Origin of the sequence: Psychrobacter sp. Ps4 (assembly GCF_022129285.1) — a bacterium.
Classification (GTDB): domain Bacteria; phylum Pseudomonadota; class Gammaproteobacteria; order Pseudomonadales; family Moraxellaceae; genus Psychrobacter; species Psychrobacter immobilis_A.
In genome coordinates, this window is the sequence record NZ_JADQAK010000005.1 from 57024 (window position 1) to 75734 (window position 18711).

The 18711-nt window shown below is 44.2% G+C and carries 15 protein-coding genes and 1 riboswitch; of the genes, 9 read left to right on the forward strand and 6 right to left on the reverse strand.

The features are described from left to right. Positions 1 to 68: 68 nt before the first annotated feature. A complete protein-coding gene (locus I3252_RS04520; protein ID WP_201552328.1) occupies positions 69 to 1073 on the forward strand; it encodes an NADP-dependent oxidoreductase in 1005 nt (334 codons plus the stop codon). 193 nt (positions 1074 to 1266) lie between these two features. On the opposite strand, the gene I3252_RS04525 is transcribed toward I3252_RS04520, so the two are convergent. Genes I3252_RS04525 through I3252_RS04535 form a run of 3 tightly spaced genes read right to left on the reverse strand, consistent with a single transcriptional unit; the run spans position 1267 to position 4766 of the window. Beyond that, positions 1267 to 1899: an alpha-ketoglutarate-dependent dioxygenase AlkB gene (locus I3252_RS04525; RefSeq protein ID WP_201552330.1), complete on the reverse strand. Its 633-nt coding sequence runs from the start codon at positions 1897 to 1899 to the stop codon at positions 1267 to 1269. A 17-nt stretch (positions 1900 to 1916) separates the two neighbouring features. Further along, on the reverse strand, positions 1917 to 2807 hold the full coding sequence (locus I3252_RS04530) for an alpha/beta hydrolase (RefSeq protein WP_201552332.1): 891 nt from the start codon (positions 2805 to 2807) through the stop codon (positions 1917 to 1919). A gap of 51 nt (positions 2808 to 2858) precedes the next feature. Next, on the reverse strand, positions 2859 to 4766 hold the full coding sequence (locus I3252_RS04535) for an ABC transporter ATP-binding protein (protein WP_201552334.1): 1908 nt from the start codon (positions 4764 to 4766) through the stop codon (positions 2859 to 2861). Positions 4767 to 5084: 318 nt separating this feature from the next. Here I3252_RS04535 and I3252_RS04540 point away from each other — a divergent pair, with 318 nt between their 5' ends. From I3252_RS04540 to I3252_RS04550, 3 genes are all read left to right on the forward strand, one after another. Continuing rightward, the gene (locus tag I3252_RS04540; RefSeq protein ID WP_238034357.1) at positions 5085 to 5933 is read left to right on the forward strand and encodes an EamA/RhaT family transporter; all 849 of its coding nucleotides are present in this window, start codon (positions 5085 to 5087) and stop codon (positions 5931 to 5933) included. A 192-nt stretch (positions 5934 to 6125) separates the two neighbouring features. After that, positions 6126 to 7028 carry a fructose bisphosphate aldolase gene (locus tag I3252_RS04545; protein ID WP_201552338.1) on the forward strand — a complete coding sequence of 301 codons (903 nt, stop codon included), beginning with the start codon at positions 6126 to 6128 and terminating at the stop codon, positions 7026 to 7028. Between the two features lie 186 nt (positions 7029 to 7214). Continuing rightward, the gene (locus I3252_RS04550; RefSeq protein WP_201552340.1) at positions 7215 to 8543 is read left to right on the forward strand and encodes a hypothetical protein; all 1329 of its coding nucleotides are present in this window, start codon (positions 7215 to 7217) and stop codon (positions 8541 to 8543) included. 179 nt (positions 8544 to 8722) lie between these two features. Here I3252_RS04550 and thiC read toward each other — a convergent pair whose 3' ends face one another. Then, the gene (gene thiC / locus I3252_RS04555) at positions 8723 to 10618 is read right to left on the reverse strand and encodes a phosphomethylpyrimidine synthase ThiC (protein ID WP_227694010.1); all 1896 of its coding nucleotides are present in this window, start codon (positions 10616 to 10618) and stop codon (positions 8723 to 8725) included. Positions 10619 to 10866: 248 nt separating this feature from the next. Beyond that, positions 10867 to 11010, reverse strand: a riboswitch (TPP riboswitch). A gap of 292 nt (positions 11011 to 11302) precedes the next feature. Between thiC and pstS the strand changes: the two genes are divergently transcribed. The 5 genes from pstS (at position 11303) to phoU (ending at position 16563) form a co-directional block, all read left to right on the forward strand. Then, complete coding sequence (pstS, locus tag I3252_RS04560; protein WP_201552342.1) at positions 11303 to 12466, forward strand: phosphate ABC transporter substrate-binding protein PstS; 1164 nt, start codon at positions 11303 to 11305, stop codon at positions 12464 to 12466. A gap of 196 nt (positions 12467 to 12662) precedes the next feature. Then, a complete protein-coding gene (pstC, locus tag I3252_RS04565; RefSeq protein WP_201552344.1) occupies positions 12663 to 13616 on the forward strand; it encodes a phosphate ABC transporter permease subunit PstC in 954 nt (317 codons plus the stop codon). 91 nt (positions 13617 to 13707) lie between these two features. Then, a complete protein-coding gene (pstA, locus tag I3252_RS04570; RefSeq protein ID WP_201552346.1) occupies positions 13708 to 14613 on the forward strand; it encodes a phosphate ABC transporter permease PstA in 906 nt (301 codons plus the stop codon). A gap of 265 nt (positions 14614 to 14878) precedes the next feature. Then, positions 14879 to 15637, forward strand: coding sequence for a phosphate ABC transporter ATP-binding protein PstB (gene pstB / locus I3252_RS04575; RefSeq protein ID WP_226950285.1), 759 nt, complete (start codon positions 14879 to 14881; stop codon positions 15635 to 15637). Between the two features lie 119 nt (positions 15638 to 15756). Beyond that, positions 15757 to 16563: a phosphate signaling complex protein PhoU gene (phoU, locus tag I3252_RS04580; RefSeq protein ID WP_227694012.1), complete on the forward strand. Its 807-nt coding sequence runs from the start codon at positions 15757 to 15759 to the stop codon at positions 16561 to 16563. A gap of 88 nt (positions 16564 to 16651) precedes the next feature. Here the strand turns inward: phoU and I3252_RS04585 are convergent, their stop codons facing one another. Beyond that, positions 16652 to 16942 (reverse strand): oxidative damage protection protein, encoded by a 291-nt coding sequence (locus tag I3252_RS04585; protein WP_045443086.1) that lies wholly within the window; start codon positions 16940 to 16942, stop codon positions 16652 to 16654. A gap of 306 nt (positions 16943 to 17248) precedes the next feature. Then, the gene (gene argH / locus I3252_RS04590; protein WP_198330504.1) at positions 17249 to 18622 is read right to left on the reverse strand and encodes an argininosuccinate lyase; all 1374 of its coding nucleotides are present in this window, start codon (positions 18620 to 18622) and stop codon (positions 17249 to 17251) included. Positions 18623 to 18711 lie beyond the last annotated feature (89 nt).

Sequence of the window (18711 nt, forward strand, 5' to 3'; positions counted from 1 at the left end):
AAGTTATTCACTAAAAATAAAATTGAATGCAAATATAAAGTAATAGATACCTATAAGGATATATAACGATGTCTACTCTTTCTCATAATCCGCTACCAACGACCCAACATGCCGTACTCATGCTTGAGTTTGGCGAACCTGAAGTGATGAGCTATCAAGAGGATGTGGCCATTCCTGTGTTGACAGATAATCAGGTATTGGTCAAAGTTGCTTATGCGGGTATCAATCCTGTCGATTACAAAACACGTCAAGGCAAAGGCTGGGGCGCTGATGCCATTCAAAAAGAAAAGTTTGATAAAAATGAGCCTGCAATTTTGGGCTTTGATATGTCAGGCACTGTGGTCGATAGTCGTAGTGAGCAATTTACTATCGGTACACAGGTCGCTGCCCTGACTTTTCATGGTGGCTGTTATGCAGAGTATGTAGCAGTCGATGCTGACATGCTGGCAAAAGTACCGGATTCTGTCACGTTACAGCAAGCAGGTGCGCTGCCTTGTATCGGACAGACGGCGATACAGTTTGTAGAGTTTGCAGATATTCAAGATGGTGAGCATGTGGTGATAAACGCGCCAGCAGGCGGCGTGGGTCACTTGTTGATTCAGCTGCTCATGGATAAAGTGGCTAAAAACAATATCAAGGTGACCGTCATTTGCTCACCAGAAAAATATGCCAAGCTTGATGAAATAATAGATACCAATCAGCTTACAGGTTGGATTGATTATACCAAAGATGGTGAATTCCCTGAATTACAGGCAGATGTGCTACTGGATTTGGTCGGTAATGAAGCAGGCGTGCGAGCGCTTAGCGTGCTCAAATCTGGTGGTCGCGTCAATGTGTTACCAACGATTTGGGTGGATAAACTCAAAGAGGCGGGTAGCCAGAAACAGTTAAAGGTAGCAGGTTATAAGGCGCAGCGTAGTGGTGAAGATATGGCGCGAGTTTTACAGCTCGTTGCAGATGGTAAGCTAACACTACGTATTCAGCAAACATATCCTTTGTCTGAAGTGGTCGCGGCTCATCATGAGCTACAAAAAGGTGCTGCTTTTGGCAAGATCGTTTTAAAAGTGAGCTAGGACATGTCTTCAATCTGAAGGCATGCGACTAAGTGGGCTAAAAATGGTTAAATCTTTCTAGACTGCATCAAATAGCACTGTTAATATTCCGATATTAACGGTGCTATTTTCCTTGTTTGGCTACCGTTTAGCTCATTTTTATCACCATTTTCAAAACGAGGACGCGCTCTAGCTTATATTAAGTTGCATTAATTTAACGCGATAGCACTTTTCGAAAGGTGAGGCTGATGCGCCCTGATGCGACAGTTTTGGTTTTTGTAATGGTGTGCTTCCAAAAATCCTGCGTATCGCCATGCATAACGATAAGCTGACCGGACTCAAGATATAGCTCAACTTTGACGGGCTTATTCTCTTGTCTAATAGTTTTATGCTTAAAAACAAATTTTCGCCTAGCACCGAGCGATAAAGAAGCGATAATCGGCTGCGCGCCCAGCTCTTTTTCATCGTCGGCATGATAGCCCATGCCATCAGCACCAGAGGGATAGTGGTTAAGTAAGCAAGAATTAAAATCAACGTTGATACCACTGCTTGATAACTGCTGTTCAATATGTCGTTTTACGTGCAACATCTGCTTTGTCCATGGAATGGCTCGACGCGTCTGTCCAGAGTAATGATAACTGACATCGTGGTCACCCATCCAGACGATTTGGCGAGTGGTAACATGTGTTTTACCAAACAACGTCACGATGTCAGACTGCCAAGGTAGCTCATTTAGTAAATTCTCATACAGAGCGTTAGCATCATTAATAACTACCCCTAAGTCATTGACCTGACCATCGTAAGGCAATAGGTTATCAGTCGGTGTAGGCGCAAAAAGGTCAGTCATCACTTAGACGGCTCAGCTTATTTATGACTATGATAATGCTCATTGATAACTTGAGCACATAATTCAGGTGCTTCCATCGGCAGTAGATGACCGTAATCTAATAAAGATATGATGCTGTCATCAGGGACGAATTTTTGCCATTGTTGTCGCACTTTATGGTTGATAAACAACGTCGGCTTGCCAGTGATAAGGGTATAAGGACAGCTCAATTGCTTGAGGGCGGTATCGATATGCGGCGCACCGAAATAGTTGGCGAGCTCTTGCTCAGGCGCAAATATCAGCGTGTAACTGCCACTGGTATCTTTGGATAAACTTTGCTCTGCAAATACCCGCAAATGCGCATCACTCATGCGCCTATAAGCACGTTGAGCGCGTAAGTTCTCATAATAATCATTGATGCTTGCCCAAGTAGATTGTTTGGTGAGAGTGCTTTTAAATGGTTCGCGACTAAGCAGAAGCTTACGCGGCAATAGATTATAGAGTCTGGCTTGTGGTTTGGTAAAGGTCACAGGCTCTATTAAATATAGCTGTGAAAACAGATCTGGGCGCTGGGCTGCAGCGATGGCAGTGGCAGTGGCTCCTTGCGAATGACCAATACCAACGATGGGTTTGTCTTGCGTTTTTTCTAAAAACTCAATAAGTATCTCAGCATCCTGCTCGCGCGTAAGACGCCGCCGCTGCGGCTTGTCATACCAATAGCCACGAAGCGCAAGCGAGCTGATTTTGAAGTCAGTTGCCAGCGCATTTAATAAGGGACTATAAGTACCAACGGTAAAACTATTGCCACCATAAAAGTGTGCTGGCACGCGAGAGGCAGTACATGACTGTATCGATGGCGTAAGCTGGCTAAGGTTATAGTAGCGCGCTTGTTTTCCACTAATATTAATATTTTTTGCAAATGCTTTCATAATGTACACACCTCCTTGTGTCTGATTTCCAATGAAAATTAATGATTGTACTTAGCTGTCTTCACCTAAAAATCCGCCACTTTGTCGGTGCCACAAGCGAGCATAAACACCGTGTAGATTTAACAACTCATCATGGCTGCCTTGTTCGATAATTTGACCTTTATCCATGACCACCAATCGATCAAGTGCGGCAATGGTAGAGAGACGATGGGCAATCGCAATGACCGTTTTACCTGTCATGATGTCATTGAGGCTTTCGGTAATGGCAAATTCAATCTCAGAGTCAAGGGCGCTGGTCGCTTCGTCCAATAGTAAGATGGGCGCATTTTTTAGCATAACACGTGAGATGGCGATACGCTGACGTTGACCGCCAGAGAGCTTGACGCCGCGCTCACCGACTTGGGTATCAAGCCCTGTATTGCCTTTATCATCATATAAGTCTTTGATAAAGTCCCATGCTTGCGCTTGTTTGGCAGCGGTAATAATTTCTTCGTCGGTTGCATCAGGACGACCGTAAGCGATATTTTCACGTACTGTCCGATGTAGCAAAGACGTATCTTGCGTCACCATACCTATCTGTTGGCGCAAAGACTCTTGGGTGACTTCATCAATTGCTTGTCCATCGATAAGAATTTTACCGCTATCAACATCAAAGAAGCGTAACAATAAATTAACCAAGGTGGATTTACCGGCACCTGAGCGCCCAACCAAGCCTATTTTTTCGCCAGGTTTAATATCTAAATAAAAGTTATCGAGCAGTTTAGTCTTCGTAGTAGGCGTTGCTGATGTTTTCACTGTATCTAAGCTATCGCCTTCAACAGCGTCGCTATCATTCTCATAACTGAAATCAACATGATCAAAAACGATACGACCTTCGGTGACTTTCAAAGCGGGTGCGTTGGGCTTATCAATGATTTTTTGCGGCGCTGATAAGGTACGCATGCCATCTTGTACGGTTCCGATACTTTCAAATAGACTGGCAGTTTGCCACATGATCCAACGAGTCAAACCGTTTAAACGTAGTGCCATGGCTGTCGCGGCAGCAATCGCACCGACACCGACCGCGCCTTGTTGCCATAAATATAAGCCAATAGCTGCAGTGCCACTAACCAAAATCACACTGATTAGATGGGTTGATACTTCTAAATAACTGACCCAGCGCATCTGTGCATGGACGGTACCTAAAAATTGCCCCATGGCATTTTTGGCATAACTCAGCTCACGGCGTGAATGGCTAAATAGCTTGACGGTCATGATATTGGCGTAAGCATCGGTAATGCGGCCGGTCATCAAGGCACGGGCATCGGCTTGCACAATGGCAGTTTGTTTGAGCTTAGGGATAAAGTACCAAATGGTCAGCGCAACCAAGACTAGCCAAACGATAAACGGGATTAATAATAGGCTGTCCAGATTAAATAAAATGACACCTGACGTAATAAAATAAACGGTGACATACATAAACATGTCGGTGACGGTCATGACCGTATCGCGTACGGCCAATGCAGTTTGCATTACTTTGGCTGAGACACGTCCAGAAAATTCATCTTGATAAAACTGCATCGATTGCCCAAGCATCCGCTGGTGAAAGCGCCAGCGCATTTGCATGGGAAAGACGCCTTGCAAGGTCTGAAAATGGATGAATGATGACAATGCAATCCATAGCGGACTCACGATCATGACAGCTAGCATGAGCAGTAGCATATCGCCTTTTTCTAACCACAGATTCTGCGGTGTATAGACGCCTAGCCAGTCAACGATATTCCCAATCCAAGCAAATAGCATCGCTTCATAGATGCCAATGCCCGCAGACAAAATCATAAATATCAATAGCCAGCCACGTAAACCGTTGGTACACGCCCACAAGAACTTTAGCATGCCATCACGGGGTGAAGGTAGCGGCATAGGGGTTTCAGGAAAGGCAGGGAGGCGAGTTTCAAAAAATCGAAATAGAGCATTCATAGGCAGTCATAAAACATCAATAGCAGTACGCCAAAATCAACGACATTACTCGTTATTTTGAATCTTTACTTTTGTTATTAGGATTGAGTACTATTTTAGCAAACTTCCCAATCAGACCTGCATGCTAATTGTAAATTGACCGCTAAAGAGCTACTTGTCAGCAGTCGAATAAAAGCCAATAAATAGATTGCTGTGTAAGAAATACTTTGTTACATTCTATGGCTTTATCCTGATTGGCAGTTCGCGCTTTGTCTTCAGTATATGAATGATGACCGAATAATACCCCCGTAAAGTGGCAGTTTAACAAGGTAATAGCTCATGATATATTTGACGATAGCGGTGCTTTGTAGTGTCGCCGTTTCAGTATTGCTAAAAGTGTTACGACAGAAAAATATAGACATACGCCAGACCATCGTCGCAGGCTATCCGGTCGCTTTTCTGCTGACGTGGTTTTTATTGAAGCCAGACGTCAGTGGCATGAATGCACTTGGCGGTGCTTGGGCGATTATTATTGCTCTTGGTATCCTACTTCCCGCCGTGTTTATTGTCCTTGGAAGGGCGATTGAATCTGTGGGAATGGTAGCAACCGATGCGGCTCAGCGGCTATCGTTGATTATTCCTATCGTCGCGGCTTTTTTATTGTTTGGTGAAGTACTGACCAGCACGCGAATATTTGGGCTGTTATTAGGCTTTCTAGCACTCGGAGCGTTGATTTATCGTCCACAGCAGGGTCAGATTAGCAGACAAGCGAAGCATACACCGCTATGGCTGTTTGGCGTATGGGCAGGCTATGGCATTATTGATATCTTGTTCAAGCAAGTTGCCAAGCAGGGCACTGCTTTTCCTCTGACATTATTTGTCAGTTTTGGTTTAGCAGGATTATTGCTGTTTATGTATTTGCTGATTACGCGGGTGCGCTGGCAGGGGGATGCGCTGGCAGGGGGATTGTTATTAGGTGCGCTCAATATGGGCAATATTTATGCTTATGTACGTGCGCATCAATTATTATCCGAGTCGCCTAGCATCGTCTTTACCGGTATGAATGTCGGTGTCATTGCAGTGGCAACCTTGATAGGGGTTGGTGTGTTTAAGGAGTCGCTTAACCGTATTAATGTATTGGGTTTATTATTAGCCATTTGCTGTGTGGCAGTGCTGTTTTTAGCATAAACGTTCAGCCTAGTGAGTTTGCTTATAGGATAGGTGATAATTATTTTATCAACGCGTTAACTTATCAGATATAGGCACAAAGAGCGTCCTATGATAAGGTTGTCTACAAACAGTAAGGCTGATATAAGCCAATAAAAAGCGATTTACTTTGTGACACTTGACCTCAACCAATAACAATAGGACGCACTCTCAATGGAATATCAAAACCAATATAAAAAACAGCTACAACGTATTAAAAATGGTTCAGGGTTCATTGCGGCACTTGATCAAAGTGGTGGCAGTACACCAAAAGCGTTAGAGAATTATGGTGTCATAGGCGATGATTATGACAACGATGAAGCCATGTTCGACCAAGTGCATGAGATGCGCGCGCGTATCATGACTTGTGAGGCTTTTGATAATGAGCGTGTGCTTGGGGCGATTTTGTTCGAAGACACGATGGAACGTGAGGTCAATGGCAAACCGACGGCCAATTATCTATGGGAAGATAAAAATATCGTCCCATTTTTAAAAGTGGATAAGGGTTTGGCTGAGCAAATGAATGGCGTCCAAGTGATGCGTCCGATGCCAAATTTAGATTTGTTACTCGATAAAGCCAAAAACTATCCAGTATTTGGTACCAAAATGCGCTCAGTAATTTATGAGCCGAATTTCGATGGCATTGAGCTGGTCGTGCAACAGCAATTCGATGTGGCAAGACAGATACTCTCAAAAGGCCTGATGCCAATCGTAGAGCCTGAAGTCGATATCGACAGTAGCAAAAAACATGAATGTGAAGTCATACTAAAGACCAGCATTTTGCACAATCTGGATCGTTTGACTGACGACCAGCAAGTCATGCTAAAACTGACTTTACCAGAAGAAGCGGGTTTTTACCAAGAGCTGATTGATCATCCAAAAGTATTAAAAGTTGTGGCGTTATCGGGCGGCTACAGCCGTGGCGATGCTTGTGCCAAGCTTAAGCAAAACCCCGGTATGATAGCCAGCTTCTCACGTGCCTTTACCGAAGGATTGAGCAAACAGCAAAGTGATGATGAGTTTGCTAATACTATCAACACATCTATCGAAGAGATTTATGAGGCGTCGAAAGTTTAACAACTGTATTTCAACAAATAGAGTTTAAAAGCTATAATTTGTACTCACCAAAATCCCAACAGATAAAAGATCTGTTGGGATTTTTTTGTTTATTTGTATTGATTTAGTATCGTTTTCAATTTATTATTAGCGAAATTAAGTTCACTTCTATATTGATCTACCGTTAACCTAAATGGATATGTATTGATGAATAAACGCTATCTAAGTTTGGCTTTGGCTTCTATGTTGGCACTTTATGGCTGCGGTGGTGGTAGTGATGGCGGTAATAAAAATAGTGGTGGTACGCCAGAGACGCCAGTCATACCAACTACTAAACCAGATAAGATTGAACCACAGGTGCCAGATGTCACCTTTTCTAACGAAATGGCGGCTGAAGAAGGCGAGGACGTCGATCAGTACATTCGCGCACCTGCTAGGTTAAATAACGAAACTGGGAAAATGTATAAGGTTTTGCCAATTTCTGGGACTCACCTTGGAAACCTATATAACGCTGACAGTATTGAAACTACTAGGATTTTTTACCCTGAAAGCGATAGCTATGTGACTGTCAACAAAGGCAATCTTGCTACCATGGCCTCTTTTGAAGATTTGCTACAAGATAAAAACCCAAGTCTACCTGATATTTTCAACATGCTATCTGGAAATCTTGTAGACACCAGTAGTAATAGCTACAAGCTCTATAAAGGTAAACGTGAAGCTGAGTTTCTTCGCTATACGTGTTCTCGAGCGTTAACGCTTGGTGAGCAAGAGCTATCAATGCAGTCTCAGGATTTATCAAATTTTATCAATCATTTGAACAACAATACTTTTTGTAAAGAGGATACGGCAGTACTGGCAGCCAACTTACCTGAGGATAAAAGTAAGGCTTTGAAAGCTCTGGGTGTAACTATTGAACCCTATCTCACTCAAGAAATAGCGTGGGGGAAGACAATGGCATGGATTGGCGTGGCTTATAGTGATGACGTCCTTGGCACTACGAGCTCAGTACAGCAAATTATTGATGAACTATCTCGCAAAGGTATTCACCATATTGGTTTACTCAGTGCGATGGGAGGCACTAACGACAAAGTTATGCTGAGTTCTCTGACAGAAGTAGATGTTGTTTTGGGTAATTTGGATGCTTCAGCAAATGAGACAGATTTTTCAGAACTGAAATCCAACTTAAATCAAAAACTGGATAGTTATAAGTTTGAAACAATGAATAGAGGCGGACAGAAAGTATGTATGAGTTACAACAGCAATAAAATATTGACATCAAGCTCCTATGAGGCTGAGACAAATATCAAAGGTGAAGTAACACAGTGCGAAGGTTCTGCATACCTCTATATAGATAAACCTGATATTCGCTATAATGAAGAAGTTTATTCTTACGCAGAGTTTTATGAGTACATAAAAGGACTCAATAATGCCCTAGATAATTTTGGCAGTGACAAAGAGTTTTACATTGTTTCCAAGCTAGAATCTGGAGGTATTGATGAAATTCGAAAAATTGAGAAAAAATATCCACTGAATTGAGTATTTAGTTTTTAAAGATGTTAAGAGTTATTTTAAAAAAAGCTCGAACCTGATTATCAGGTTTGAGCTTTTTTGATGCGCTGCTATATAGGTTGCCTACATCTCTCTATATAACTGACATCCTTCGCTAGTATATTTATCACCTCAATCAAATGATTCATATCCATTAAGTCATCTATTTATGAAATAACTTTTTGGTTAGCGGCATCTTTATCCAGTCCTGCCGCATAATCCCGCACGTTCTGAGTGATTTTCATCGAGCAAAACTTAGGTCCACACATCGAGCAAAAGTGCGCCGTCTTATGCGCGTCTTTAGGCAAGGTTTCATCATGGAACTCACGGGCGGTATCTGGGTCGAGCGCCAGATTGAATTGGTCGTCCCAGCGGAATTCAAATCGGGCTTTAGATAACGCATTATCACGAGCTTGTGCGCCCGGATGTCCTTTGGCAAGGTCGGCGGCATGAGCAGCGATTTTATAAGTGATGATACCGTCTTTAACATCTTTTTTATTAGGCAGACCTAAATGCTCTTTTGGCGTCACATAGCACAGCATCGCGGTACCAAACCAGCCGATCATTGCCGCACCAATTGCACTGGTGATATGGTCATAACCGGGTGCGATATCGGTGGTTAAGGGTCCTAAGGTATAAAAAGGTGCGTCGGCACAAACTTCTAATTGCAAGTCCATATTCTCTTTAATACGGTTCATCGCCACGTGCCCCGGACCTTCAATCATGACCTGTACGTCATGCCTCCACGCCACTTGGGTCAACTCGCCAAGGGTACGCAGCTCACCAAATTGCGCCTCGTCATTGGCATCTTGCAAACAGCCTGGACGTAAGCCATCGCCTAGACTAAACGCCACATCGTACTGCTTCATGATTTCACATATATCTTCAAAATGAGTATATAAAAAGCTCTCTTTATTATGAAACATGCACCACTGCGCCATGATAGATCCGCCACGCGAGACGATGCCCGTTAAGCGTCCAGCAGTTAGCGGCACGTACTCTAATAAAACACCCGCATGGATAGTAAAGTAATCGACACCTTGTTCGGCTTGCTCAATCAGCGTATCGCGGAATATCTCCCACGTTAAATCTTCAGCCACGCCATCGACTTTTTCTAGCGCTTGGTAAATCGGTACAGTACCAATCGGCACTGGCGAGTTACGAATCAGCCATTCGCGCGTTTCGTGAATATGATTGCCAGTCGACAAATCCATGATGTTATCCGCACCCCAACGCGTGGCCCACGTCATTTTAGACACCTCTTCATCGATAGAAGAGCCGAGCGCTGAGTTACCAATATTGGCATTAATTTTTACCAAAAAATTACGCCCGATAATCATCGGCTCAGATTCAGGGTGATTGATGTTATTTGGGATAATGGCGCGACCTGCAGCCACTTCACTCCGCACAAACTCAGGAGTGATAACCGTCGGCGTATTAGCGCCAAAGTTTTCACCGTCATGTTGACGCATATCGGTCAGCTCATGCTGTTTTTGCGTTTCGCGAATGGCGATGTATTCCATCTCAGGGGTGATAATGCCGCGGCGTGCATAGTACATCTGCGTGACGTTGCCAGCTTTGCCATCGACATCTTTGGCGCGGCGAGGTTTATCGATATGAGCAAATCGTAGATTGGCAGTGCTGATATCGCGGGCGCGTGCCATTCCATAAAAGCTAGACAGTCCGCTTAATTGCTCGGTATCACCGCGCTCATTTATCCAACCTTCACGCAGTTTCGGCAAGCCTTTGGTCAAATCAATCTCGACGTTGGGGTCGGTATACACGCCAGAGGTGTCATAGACATAAAACGGTGGATTTTGCTCCCATTCGCTTTCAGGGACGCCTTGCACAGGGGTAGGATCAAGGGTGATTTCACGCATGGGTACTTGAATATCGGATCTAGAGCCTTCGATATAGACTTTGCGCGAAGCAGGTAAGATGCGATGCAAATCACGCGCATCTTCCTCGAAGCGCGCATCACTGGCACTGCGGTGAGCAGGGGTCTTTAACGCATCTGTCTTAGAAGGTTTTTGAGAAGGAGAAGTGGCTAATAAAGTTGTCATATGCTGTCCTAGCGTGTTGGTTTTTGAATAAAAGCAACACCGCCAGTAGCTGCGGGGGGAGCATCTGTGATCCAGACAAATTCAGCTCATGAGCATCAGCCTACGACCAAATAATATAGTCACGGATGATGCTCATCAAACGTTGGACGCAGCTTTATATCAGTCTTCACTACTTAATAGCACATCACGCACATTAAGATAGTAATGAGGATAAAAAAGGCATTTCTGCACGTCCTTTGCCATAAATAACAAAGTGCTTAAGACTTCCCTGCGTCGGTACTAACCGCATCAGGTTCGGCGGGTGATCTCTCAGCGAATGTATAAAGGCGACTACTTTAATAAGGAAAGCTTATAAAGTGAGCCGATAATACACCGCACCCCGAGTCTGTCAGTGTTGTAAATCACATCAATACTAACAAAGTTCTGCAATGAGGGCTAATGATATTTAGATGAAAATATCAGGCGTTGAGTTTGAGGTTCGATGTTTTTATGAGAACGACTCTAGAGTACCAGTGATTGAAATCACTTGATATTACTGAGCTGTAGATAGCTTATCTAAATATTATGTAAAGCGAATGAAAGATTCTGGAGGTTGTCATTAAACTGTCATAAAGATTTGGCAAGATAGCACGCATGTCATAAACAATGCTTTTTTGTATCGTTGTTAAACTTTAGGAGTCCTACATGCGTTATTCGTTATTAGCAGTGGCCGTTAGTTGTACATTAGTGCTTACGGCATGTAATAAATCGACTGAAACGACAGAGCCAGCTGCGGATAGCAGTAGCGCTGTCACCACCACTGAAGCAACTACTCAGACAACATCTGCTTCTGCAGCAGGTTTTAAATCTGCTGAGAATATCGCTATGAATATCACGGGTGCAGGGGCATCGTTCCCGCAGCCTATTTATGCTAAATGGTCTTACGACTACAACGCTGCTACCGGTGGCCAAGTCAATTACCAATCGATTGGCTCTTCTGGTGGTATCAAACAAATCGAATCAAAAACAGTCGATTTTGGGGCGTCTGACGCGCCGATGACGCCTGAAGAGCTAGACGCAGCAGGCTTGATTCAGTTTCCGACGGTTATCGGTGGCGTCGTGCCAATCGTCAACATCGATGGTATTGAGCCGGGCGCGTTGAAATTAGACGGTGCAACGTTGGCAGACATCTATTTGGGTAAGATTAGCAACTGGAATGACCCAGCCATCAAAGCCATGAACCCAGATTTGACTTTGCCTGATGCAGCTATTACGACAGTATTCCGCTCAGATGGTTCTGGCACAACGTTTAACTTTACGGATTATCTTGCTAAAGTCTCGCCAGACTGGAAAGACACAGTTGGTGTTGATAAAACAGTCAAATGGCCAACGTCTGCGACTGGTGCAGGTGGTAAAGGTAACGAAGGGGTTTCAAGCTACGTAAATCGTATGAAAAACTCTATCGGCTACGTTGAGTATGCTTATGCCAAGCAAAACAACATGTCACATACTGCATTGAAAAACGCTGCTGGCAACGTCGTTCAGCCATCTGCTGAGACATTTGCTGCGGCAGGTGATATCGACTGGTCACAGCAAGCAGGCTTTTATAAAGTCATCACCAACTCTGAGACTGAGCAAGCATGGCCGATCGCTGCTGCGACCTTTATCCTAGTACATAAGCAACCAGAGAATCCTCAGCAAGTGGCTGGCGTGTTGAACTTCTTTGATTGGGCTTATACCCAAGGTGATGACGATGCTATGGCACTCGATTACGTACCATTCTCTGATGCAGCGGTTGCCTTATTCAAGGAAAAATGGAACGAGGTAAAAGGCAGTGATGGACAGCCTGTGTATAAGCCTGCTCAGTAACCTGTTTCTGCTAAATATTCTTTAATACCTTGTCAGTGCCTTACTAGTCCCTTTCGAGTTATCCTCTCGAATAACTATTCTCCGGTAGTTATTTGAGAGGTTTTATCACAGCAAGTTTGATGACAAGTTTGTTGTGATAAAACCGAATGAATGCTTCTACTATTTTGACTTGATTCTATTTAATGCTGAGACACTTATGAATGATTTAAGGTCCCAACTGGCTAAACAAAAGCGCTATGACTTATTGTTTGTGAATGCTACTAAGGCTTTTGCCATATTAGTACTCTTATCGTTGGGCGGCATTTTAGTCTCCTTAATCATCGGAGCGTGGCCGAGCATTCAAACATTTGGTCTTGGATTTTATACCAGTAATAATTGGGATACGGTCGCCAATGAGTACGGGGCTCTTGCCCCTATTTATGGCACGCTAGTAACGTCATTTATAGCTATTCTCATTGCAGTACCAATCAGTTTTGGCATTGCCATATTTTTGACCGAGATGTGCCCAACCTTCCTCAAAAAACCACTTGGTATTGCCATTGAGTTATTAGCGGGTATTCCTTCTATCATTTACGGTATGTGGGGATTGTTTGTCTTTGCGCCGTTCTTTGGCGATCATATTCAGCCTTGGTTTATTGAGCACGTCGGTCCATTGCCTATCATTGGCAAGCTATTTACGGGCGCACCAATGGGATTGGGTATGTTTACCGCCTCGTTGGTACTGGCCATCATGATTATTCCATTTATCGCCGCCACCATGCGCGATGTTTTTTCGGTCGTGCCAGACCTACTCAAAGAGTCGGCATATGGTATGGGCGCAACGACGTGGGAAGTCATGTTCAAGATCATTTTGCCGTATACCAAAGCTGGCGTGGTTGGTGGCGTGATCTTAGGACTGGGTCGGGCATTGGGTGAGACGATGGCAGTGACTTTCTTGATTGGTAATGCCTTTAACATCAGTCCGAGTCTGTTTACCTCTGGTGTCACTATTACCTCAGCTTTAGCCAACGAGTTTGCCGAAGCGTCGAGTGAGCTACATTTGGCTTCTTTATTACATTTAGGCTTAATCTTATTTGTCATCACCTTCATTGTACTATCTCTAGCAAAACTCATGCTCATGCGCATGGATCACAAGGCAGGCAATCGGTAGTCGTTTGACAATCTTGATAGGTCTTTTACGGATTGATTGGACATCAATAAACATTGATAGATATTGATAAAAGATATGGGAAATAAATAGTATGGCTGCTAACAATGCGATCAATGCACCACTACCGACTCAGCCAAACAGCGCTAGCCGCTACAATCAAAGCCTTTATAACAAGCGCCGTTTGACCAACAAGTTAGGTCTAGGCTTTGCCATGTCGGCGATGGTTTTTGGACTGTTTTGGTTGTTTTGGATTTTGTTGACGCTCTTTGTTGAAGGCTTTCAAGGTATTGTGCAGCTGCCTATTTTTACTGCTGACACACCGCCACCGATGAGTGCGGGCGGGCTGCGTAACGCCATTGTCGGTTCAATAATGCTCGCGTTTTCAGGTTTGTTTATCGGTGCACCTATTGGCCTCATGACGGGTATTTATTTATCTGAGTTCGCTCAAGGCAGTATGCTTGGCAAGGTAACGCGTTTCTTAAATGATATTTTGCTATCCGCACCCTCGATTGTCATCGGTCTCTTTATTTATGCATTGATGGTAAAAGGTCAAAGTTTCTCTGGTTGGGCAGGCGCGTTAGCATTGGCATTAATCGTTATTCCTGTGGTCGTGCGTACCACTGAGAATATGCTCAATCTGGTTCCTAATAGCATTCGTGAAGCGGCCTACGCACTTGGCACACCCAAGTGGAAAATGGTGACTCAAGTAACGATTAAGGCGGCTAGAGCAGGACTGACCACTGGGGTGTTACTGGCATTTGCTCGAATCACTGGTGAAACAGCACCGTTGCTATTTACGGCGCTTAACAACCAATATTTCAGTACCGATATGAGCCAGCCTATTGCTAACTTACCCAATACCATCTACCAGTTTGCGATGAGTCCTTATGATAACTGGCATACCTTAGCGTGGGCGGCAGCGTTGCTGATCACGACCTCTGTCTTGGTATTAAATATTTTGGCGAGATTCATCGGTAGTAGAGGTCAGGCTAAATAAAGGCTGATGGTAAATTAAGGCTTGTCCTAGATTACCTCGAGCATTTACTTCCATTTATATTCATTGAGCTGGATTGGAACACATTATGAATGACGTCATGAGCAAAATCCGTACAAAAAAGCCTGTCGATAAATTCAATGCGGCAGATAAATTTAATCCAACAACAGACAGTTTATTAAACAGACCGATGTCGACGGCAGCACAAATGGAGCAGCCAGATATTGCCAGCCTAACCAAACAAACGCTTCATGATATTCCCAAAAACATGCCTGCTGCAAAAATGCAAATTCGGGATCTGAATTTTTATTATGGTGACTTTCAGGCGCTAAAAAATATCAATATCGATATTCCTGATAAAAAAGTCACTGCTTTCATTGGTCCTTCAGGTTGCGGAAAATCGACGCTGTTGCGTACCTTCAACCGTATGTATGATTTATATCCAGGGATGCGGGCAGAAGGCAATATTAATCTTGATGGCAACAATATCTTGGGCAAAGACGTCGATGTCAATTTGCTACGCGCCCAAGTCGGTATGGTCTTTCAGAAACCTACCCCATTCCCGATGTCCATTTATGACAATGTCGCCTTTGGGGTACGTCTTTATGAAAAATTAAGCAAAGCTGAGCTGGATAATCGGGTGGAATGGGCGCTGAAAAAATCCGCACTATGGCCAGAAGTGAAAGACAAATTGAAAGCGTCAGGGCTTTCGTTATCCGGTGGTCAGCAGCAACGCTTGTGTATCGCACGTAGCGTCGCGACCAAGCCTGAAGTGTTATTGCTTGATGAGCCGACATCAGCGTTAGATCCTATTTCGACAGGTGCTATCGAAGATTTGATTGAAGACTTAAAGCAGGATTACACCATTGCCATCGTTACGCATAACATGCAACAGGCCGCGCGCGTGTCTGACTATACCGTTTATATGTACTTAGGCGATATGATTGAGATGGGCGAGACCGACCAGATATTTACCAAGCCTGCCCAAACCGCCACAGAAGACTATATTACGGGTCGTTATGGCTAACATCGCGGTCTGAGCAAGGACGACGTGCTCGATACGTTCAATAAGATATCATGAGCCAATCTGTTCGACTCAACAGCCACACCGCGCTACCAAAATATGGATTTTAGGGAATACCTCTTATGCAAAGCGATAAGCATATCTCCAAAAGTTTTGACCAAGACCTTGATGAAGCTATCCGTTTGTTTTTATACATGGGTGATAGCGCGGCCAACCAAGTGGCGAAAGCGATCCATGCGCTTATCGATAAAAATGAGACACTGGCGCAAGAGGTGATTGATATGGACTTTGATATCAATCGAATGGAAGTCGAGTTGGATGAGCATATCTTGCTATTGGTCGCAAAACGTCAGCCCGCCGCCAGTGATTTACGCTTGGTCATGTCCATCAGTAAAGGCGTGGTTGATTTAGAACGCATCGGTGATGAAGCCGTGAAAATCGCTCAGATGGCCAAAAAAATTGCGGCACAAGGTAAACTGTCATATGGCTATGCAGAAGTTCAACATCTTAGCAATCAGGTTCGTTTGATGCTGCACAATGCGCTAGAGGCATTTAGCCAATCGAATGCTGAGCAAGCGTTTGAGGTCATGCGTAACGATAGCATGGTCAATGATGAGTATCAGTCAGCCATCCGTGCTTTGATGACCTATATTATGGAAGATTCACGGCACGTCTCAAAAGTCATTAATATTATGTGGGTATTGCGCGCGCTTGAGCGGGTAGGCGATCATGCACAAAATATTGCAGAACTGGTGATTAACTATATTAGTGGGCAAGATGTGCGTCATTCCGACTATGCGCTGGTAGAAAAAGCGGTGCAAGAAGCCAATGACCGTATGGCGGCGCGCCAAGTCAGTACCCTGTCTGCCACTAAACCTGCCATCAAGTCAGCCACGGATGTTGTAGACTCAAACGGTGATGAGGGCTAAAAAAAACAGTTCATCGTTAATTTTACATCCAAAAAAACGCGCTATATTAAATAGCGCATTTTTTATATTGTGGCAATAATAAAAACAATTAGCTCTCTGGCGTCCAACCTTGTGCACGCTCATAATCTTCATTATCTAAAAATTTATCACGTTGTTCGGTGAGGAATTTTTTGGCAGCAGGATCTAACATACTTAGATGGTTTTCATTAATCAGCATCGTTTGCTGTTCAAGCCATTCTTTCCACGCTTTGTCAGATACCGTTTCTTGTAGCTCCTGACCTTTTTTATTAGGGAAAGGCGGGTGCGGCATCTTTGGCAATTCTTGCTGATACTTACGGCAAAATACCGTATTGGCTTGTGGATTAAAAGTCTCAGTCATGAGGCGCTCCTTATTAGGGTTTGGTTATTATAAGAATATATTATTGAATCACTCATGAGAATAGTTATACCAAACCCAAAAAGTAAGATTGGCTGTGTCAAACTCGCTTAGCCTACAAGGCGTAGTACTTTCACTCGTTTTCCTTGCTACTCTAATTTCTGTGAATGGTATTAGTTAGCACTTATTCAGCATAAGTGACTTAAATATTATTAGCTGAATTTACTTTACCCCATCATGGTATCAAAAACACCCGCAGCAGGGGCGGGTGTTTTTTATGGTAAAAGCTGTCTGGTCAACAATGCGCCTTTACGCAAATACCTCTAAACGGCTGCGACCGCGAGCAACTGCTTGCTTAACTTGATTTGGCGCTGTACCACCTAAGTGGTCACGGGCTGCTAATGAGCCTTCTAGCGTTAAATATTCAAAGACATCATCACCGATTGCATCGCTAAATTGCTGTAGCTGTGCCAATGACAAATCGCTCAAATCAACACCTTCTTTGATACCCAAAGCAACGGCATTACCCACCACTTCATGAGCATCACGGAACGCCACGCCTTGGCGTACCAAATAATCTGCAAGGTCAGTCGCAGTCGCATAGCCTTTCATCGTAGCGGCGCGCATGTTTTCTTTATTTGGAGTGATATTCGGTAGCATATCAGCAAAAGCCAATAAACAGCCGGTAAGCGTATCGACGCAATCAAACAACGGCTCTTTGTCTTCTTGGTTGTCTTTGTTATAAGCCAGTGGCTGGCTTTTCATCAGGCTAAGGAGTGTCATCAATTGGCCAAAAACACGTGCTGCTTTACCGCGGACCAACTCTGGCACATCAGGATTTTTCTTTTGCGGCATGATAGATGAGCCAGTACAAAAGCGATCAGGGATTTGTACAAAGTTAAACTGCGCTGACATCCATAGGATAATCTCTTCGCTCATCCGTGACATATGCATCATCAAGATAGAAGCGGCTGAGGTAAATTCAATCGCAAAGTCACGGTCTGATACGGCATCAAGCGAGTTTTGGCAAATACCTTCGAAACCTAACAACTCAGCAGTAATGGTACGATCGATTGGGAATGTCGTGCCAGCAAGGGCAGCACTACCAAGTGGCATCTGATTAATACGGCGGCGCGCATCGACCAGACGTTCGGTATCGCGATATAACATCTCAAACCACGCCATGACGTGATGACCAAAGCTCACTGGCTGCGCCGTTTGTAAATGCGTAAAGCCGGGCATAATAGTGTCAGTATGCTGCTCAGCCAAATCAAGTAAACCACTTTGCAAGCGTACTAATAAGGCAATGATATTATCAGTCTCTTCGCGTAGCCAAAGACGAATATCGGTGGCAACCTGATCGTTACGGCTACGACCCGTATGCAGTTTTTTACCAACAGCGCCGATGATGTCAGTCAAGCGCGACTCAACATTCATGTGCACGTCTTCTAGCGCGATTGACCAGTTAAACTCGCCAGCCTCAATCTCGCGCAGTACCTGATGCAGACCATCAATAATGGTGGCTACTTCGTCAGCGGTCAAAATGTCACATTCTTTCAGCATGGTCGCGTGGGCGATTGAGCCTTGAATATCGTGACGCGCAAAGCGTTGATCAAAGCCAACAGAGGCGGTGAAGGCAGCGACAAAGCTGTCCGTCGCTTCACTGAAGCGTCCGCCCCACATCTGCTGACCTTGGCTGTTTGAAGGACTGCTTACAGGGTTGTTTTGTGCAGCGTTATTTGTTATCGGAGCATCTGTGCTAGAATCAGAGA